The following is a 4860-nucleotide window of genomic DNA, read 5'->3' as shown; positions in this document are numbered from 1 at the left end:
GATGCAAGTGTGGCACTACATCACAGCGATGGATCAGCAGCCAGATGGCTGAAGTAGGGGGCAAGTGTAACCCAATCAACTAGGACCTGCCAATACGCTCTTCCAGTGTATTCTGGATGTGAATGGGCTTCACAAGAGCCTAGGCTAGGGTCCCCTTGCGGTGAAGGCAGCCTTGATGCTGTCTGCAAGCCAGGAAATGTTCTCGGATTCTAGCAGCTTGACTGCATGATTGACGTGTTCCTCGCTCTTCCTCCGATCCCCCTCGTCTCTGCACAGAAGAGCGTACTCACAGTAGGCCAACGCAAGGGCGTGCGTGTCCTCAGTTTTCCGGAGCAACTCGATGGATTTGTCAAGGGCCTTTCTCGACTCCGCCAGTCTGCCCTGTCCTCTCAGGTATCCCCCCTCAATCCGCAAGCAATCGGCGAGAATGGCTATATCGTCCATTCTCTCGGCCATTCCACGCGCCATCTTGCACGAGACTGCAGAATCCTTGAATCTCTCAAGCACGAGGAATTCCTTTGCTCTCTCGAGATGGGCGTTCATCGTGTCCCATTTGCGTCCCGTCTTCTCTGCAAGTTCCACATACTTGGAGGAGTGCTCCAGAGAGCTCTCGAGATCTCCCTTGTAACGGCATGCCCTGGAGAGATGCCTGTGGGCCAAGCACTGGATGCCTCTGTCTCCGGCATCTTCTGCGATTCCCAGCCCATTCTTGAACAGCTCGAGTGCCTCATCGAACTCTCCGAGAAGCTCATAGTGTAAACATCCTCGGGTCAACGTGAGCTTTGAGGCGGTATAGAAGCTGCCAGTCTCCTCTGCCAGTCTCCCACCGGCGCTCAAGTGTTCCAAGGCCTTCCTTGGCTTGCTAAGATTCGCATAGGCAATTCCAAGATTGTTCTGAGTGGCGGCCTCTCCGTCTAAACTTCCAGCCTTTCTTCGGAGATCGAGGCTTCTCAGAAGGTGTTCCTCTGCCCTGCTGAAATCTGGGGGAACTCCGAATATGTAAGAGAGCCCCAGTATGCTGTGGGCTTTTCCTATCTCGTTCTCCTGTCCGGAGTGAAGTTCGAGTGTCTTGATCGCCTCGTTGGCTGCTTTCTTCGACTCTTCCCATTCCCGCGTTCTGTGAAGGGCCTGAGAGAACGCTACAAGCAGCTTCCCAGCCTCCACGCTCTTCTCATCATCGAGGAGTTCACGGGCCTTCTCGAAACTCTCCAGAGCCGTCTCGCCTTCACCCCTGAGAAGGTGGACTCTCCCAATCTTCCTGAGAACCCTGGAGGAGATACGGGCTTCAGGAGAGAGCTCCAAGACGGACTGGTATCTATCAAGAGACCCATCGTACTGACCGATGAGTTCAAGTACACCACCCAGCCCCTCCATGGCCTCGAGCTTGCCGCCGTCATCCACCTGCAGTTCGAGCGCATTGGAGAAGTAGCCCACCGCGTCGTCGTTGCGATAGGACATCTTCGCCTTGTTCCCCTGCTCGAGCAAGTATGGCATTACTCCACAAGAGAATCTCTCCTTCTCAGTCGGAGTCAGTATTCCCCTGAAGTAGGAGCGAATGACCTCGTGGGCCAGGTACCGCCCGTCGGCAACGGTTCTCATGAGCGACTTGTTTCTAAGCGCGAGGAGCGTGTCGAAGGTCAGGTCCTCCTCGATGAAGAGGGCGTCCGGCTCGAAGGGTCCATCGAACAGGCAGGCGACCTTCATCATCTTCTTCTCGTCGTCTTCGAGTTTCGAGTAGATCTCCTCGCCGATGAAGTCGTCTATGCCGTTCAGTATTTCCGGGTCCATGTCATGACCTCCCGGAGTAGCTGCCGATCAGTTCCAGGAACAAGGGGTGGCCCCCGGTCCTCTTGTGCACGGCCTTGAAGTCGTCCTCGACGCCCTTGTTCTCCATCCACTCCTTGGTGCTCTCGAAGTCGAGGCCTGTGAGCTCTACCTCCCCCACGGTCTTCTTTATCATGACCGCCTTCCGGTCGTAGAACGGGATCGCCTCCCTCGAAAGAACCAGCAGGTTGGCGTCCTCGGTCCTCTCCACTACGTCCCCGACCATGGAGAAGAAGTCCATCACCTCCTCGCCGGCGTACTGGAAGTCGTCGAATATCATCACGGAGTTGCTCTTGTCCAGCTCCTTCTCGAGCAGGATCTCGACCCTGCCGAGGTCGACCGCAGCGCCCCCGCTGACGTGCTCGTACAGCATCGTGCTCCCCAGCGCTCTCAGGAACCGCCCCATCTTCAGGAGAACGGTCGTCGGCGTGTCCCACTTGCGGGTCTGGTGCCAGAGCAGGTTCTTGCTCCCCCGCATCTGAGAGCACACGGCCGTGGCCAGTGCTGTCTTGCCGATGCCCGCCAGTCCGCGGATAACAACGATCTTTCTCTCGTCTAGAAGGGACGTTATCTTCTCGATCTCTTTGAGCCTGTCCACGAAATCAGGCGTTCTGGGCGCCTCTTCCGTGTGGTCCACTAGGCGTTCCTCTTCGGCCTCCTCCGCCGCGAGCGCGCCGATGTCCATGACGCCGTCATCGCCTATCGCTGACAGCACCTCCATTATCCTGCGCCCTTGAGTGTATCTCTCCATCACCTCTGTGAGAACGCCCTCCCGGAGCCTACCGCTGGCGGTCATGTAGTTTATGGGGGACCCCATCACGAGGTCCTTCACCTTCGACGCGTCCACCCAGCCCACGCTCGTCAGGTGGTAGACCTTCCGTCTCTGCTTCATTCCGGTCACGTGGGCGGTGCGCTCCTCGACCTGGCCGCCTTCAAGCAGCGGTTTCAGGTACTGGGAGAGATGCTTCAGGTGGATTCCCACTCTTTCGGAGATCCCTGATTGGGTGATCTCGGGCGGGACGGAGTACTCATCCGAGAACTTGGCGTACTCAAGAAGATGGAGCTGGATCTTCTCCTTAACGGTGAGACTGATACCTGTGGACCTGTCGCTCATGTCCTCGATTCTATGTATGTTTCATCGTGGTAAATACGTTTGGTCGGATATCCTAAAAGGACTCCTATGGAACTCCTACACTTCCCTTATGTCAATCCTCCGACAATGAAGGGTTCAGAAAGCGGAGGTGTAAGATGATAGGAAGGAGAGAAGGCATCAATGACGTCCTCGGGATCCGGAGAATGGGCGTGTTCCCCCGGCTCGACATGCAGATCGGGGGGACGAAGCACAAGTCCATGCTAGACGGGCGCCCGCTCATCAGGGCCCCCAAGACCCACGAGGAGTACCAGATGGACGCGCTCAGGCGGTGGCTCCGGGGCGAGGACGAGGCCTTCGAAGACTGGCTCGCCGAATAGGTTGCGGATCAAGGCAGGAGGTTCTTGGCTCCATCAGCCACCCCTGGAGAACCTCCTGCTCGCTTTTCTTAATCTTTTTCCCGGAGGGCACACCAGGGCTCTTCCGACATTCTCATCTCTCAACTAGGACTCAAGAAACGTCAGTTGGATCCCACCTCGTGCGCAGGTTCTCATTGAGCGCGTCGAGGTCCATCATATCCTCGTCCGAAGCTGGGATGTAGGACCCACAGGAAGGATTATTAGCGAGAAGACGACTAGTAAGTATAGTTGCGGAGATTGGAATGAAGAGAGGTAAGACTTGGCGAAGGACGTTGTCCGTTTGGGCGGTCCTCATATTCGTTCTACAGCCGGCGATCGGGTTGGCAGCTGCTGACGGCGGCGTTTTTGGGAAGTCTCACACAGTATTCCAGGTCGAGGAAGGCTCGCAGGATGCGGTGATACATTACGTGAACGGCGTCCAGCGGATGTTCATTTCCGTGACCTTCGACTGGCAGGAATCGGAGACCATGGCCTGGATATTCCCCCTCCCATCCGGTCCTGAAGACATCGGTGTTGCCATCGTCGACGGTTCGCCGGAGTTCTCAGGGTCTGATTTCGTCGAGGACGCGAGGGACTCCGTCGTAGACGCCGCTGGCCGATTCACATTCATCTACCCCGCTTCCGTTGGAATCCCTTGGCCACTCACATACTTCCTCACGGGTTGGACCGGTCTCCTGGGGACTGGTCACCTAGGCTATTCCGTTCTCAAGCGTCTTGAGATGGGCGGGCTCATCGTGGAAGTCGTTTCCGCGACAGAAGGAGAAGGTATCTACAACTATCTGGCGGGCAACGGCCTGGAGATCTCTGAGGGCGTAATCCCGCAGTTGGACGCCTATGTCCAGGATGATTTCTCCTTCGTGGTGACCTGGGTGGAGGAGACAGGGATAACGCTCAAAGAGCCTGGCATCATTGTCAGATTCCCCACGGACAGGATGTACTATCCGTTGATTCTGACGAGCATATACGGGAGCCATGTTGTGCCGATGAGGGTTCTGGTGATAGGACACGTGTCACCGAGGATATATGATGGGATCAGGTCGTACACGGAACTCACGTACTACTGGCAGGGGAGCACCCATGCTGCTCTTTGGGACGAGTATTCTTACGAGCTTCGGAGATTCGTCGAATCGATCACCGAAAGCTGGAACAGGGAATTCACGATAATAGAGCTGTCGGCACCTTCAAGTGCCCTGACCGAGGACCTCTGGATCGATGAGGCGGAGCCCGAACACGTGGCCCGTGCCGCATACGTTCACAGTCTGTTCGAAACGCACGGAATCCTCACATTCCTGCTTCTGTTCGCCGTCGTCTCACCTGCCATAGGGCTTGTCGTCGGGGTGGGCGTCATCGGCCGGAGCAGGGACATGGCCCCTTACTACTTCCTGTACGGGATGTCCAACATCGTCGGCATCCTGGGCCTGATCTTAGGAGCGAGAGCGATGCATCAACACCTGGGCATTCCCCCAGAGAAACTGGTCGTGTTCATTATCGCTTTCTCTTTCACGTTCTACGGAACCATCATGGCGA

General features: G+C 56.5%; 4 protein-coding genes. 2 read left to right on the top strand and 2 right to left on the bottom strand.

Features of this window, described 5'->3' with window-relative positions; genetic code table 11:
• Positions 1–144 precede the first annotated feature (144 nt).
• Positions 145–1788 (bottom strand): tetratricopeptide repeat protein, encoded by a 1644-nt coding sequence (locus LN415_09430; GenBank protein ID MCJ2557305.1) that lies wholly within the window; start codon positions 1786–1788, stop codon positions 145–147.
• A gap of 1 nt (position 1789) precedes the next feature.
• Positions 1790–2938, bottom strand: coding sequence for an ATP-binding protein (locus tag LN415_09425; protein ID MCJ2557304.1), 1149 nt, complete (start codon positions 2936–2938; stop codon positions 1790–1792).
• A gap of 134 nt (positions 2939–3072) precedes the next feature.
• On the opposite strand from LN415_09425, the gene LN415_09420 reads away from it, so the two are divergent.
• The gene (locus tag LN415_09420; GenBank protein MCJ2557303.1) at positions 3073–3294 is read left to right on the top strand and encodes a hypothetical protein; all 222 of its coding nucleotides are present in this window, start codon (positions 3073–3075) and stop codon (positions 3292–3294) included.
• A 281-nt stretch (positions 3295–3575) separates the two neighbouring features.
• A partial coding sequence (locus tag LN415_09415) for a DUF2330 domain-containing protein (protein MCJ2557302.1) occupies positions 3576–4860 on the top strand: 1285 nt, incomplete at its 3' end.

The sequence above is a fragment of the Candidatus Thermoplasmatota archaeon genome (assembly GCA_022848865.1).
In the GTDB taxonomy this organism is placed as follows: Archaea; Thermoplasmatota; Thermoplasmata; order RBG-16-68-12; family JAGMCJ01; genus JAGMCJ01.
Note: the sequence above shows the minus strand (reverse complement) of the source record. Positions and strands in the feature narration are given on the sequence as shown.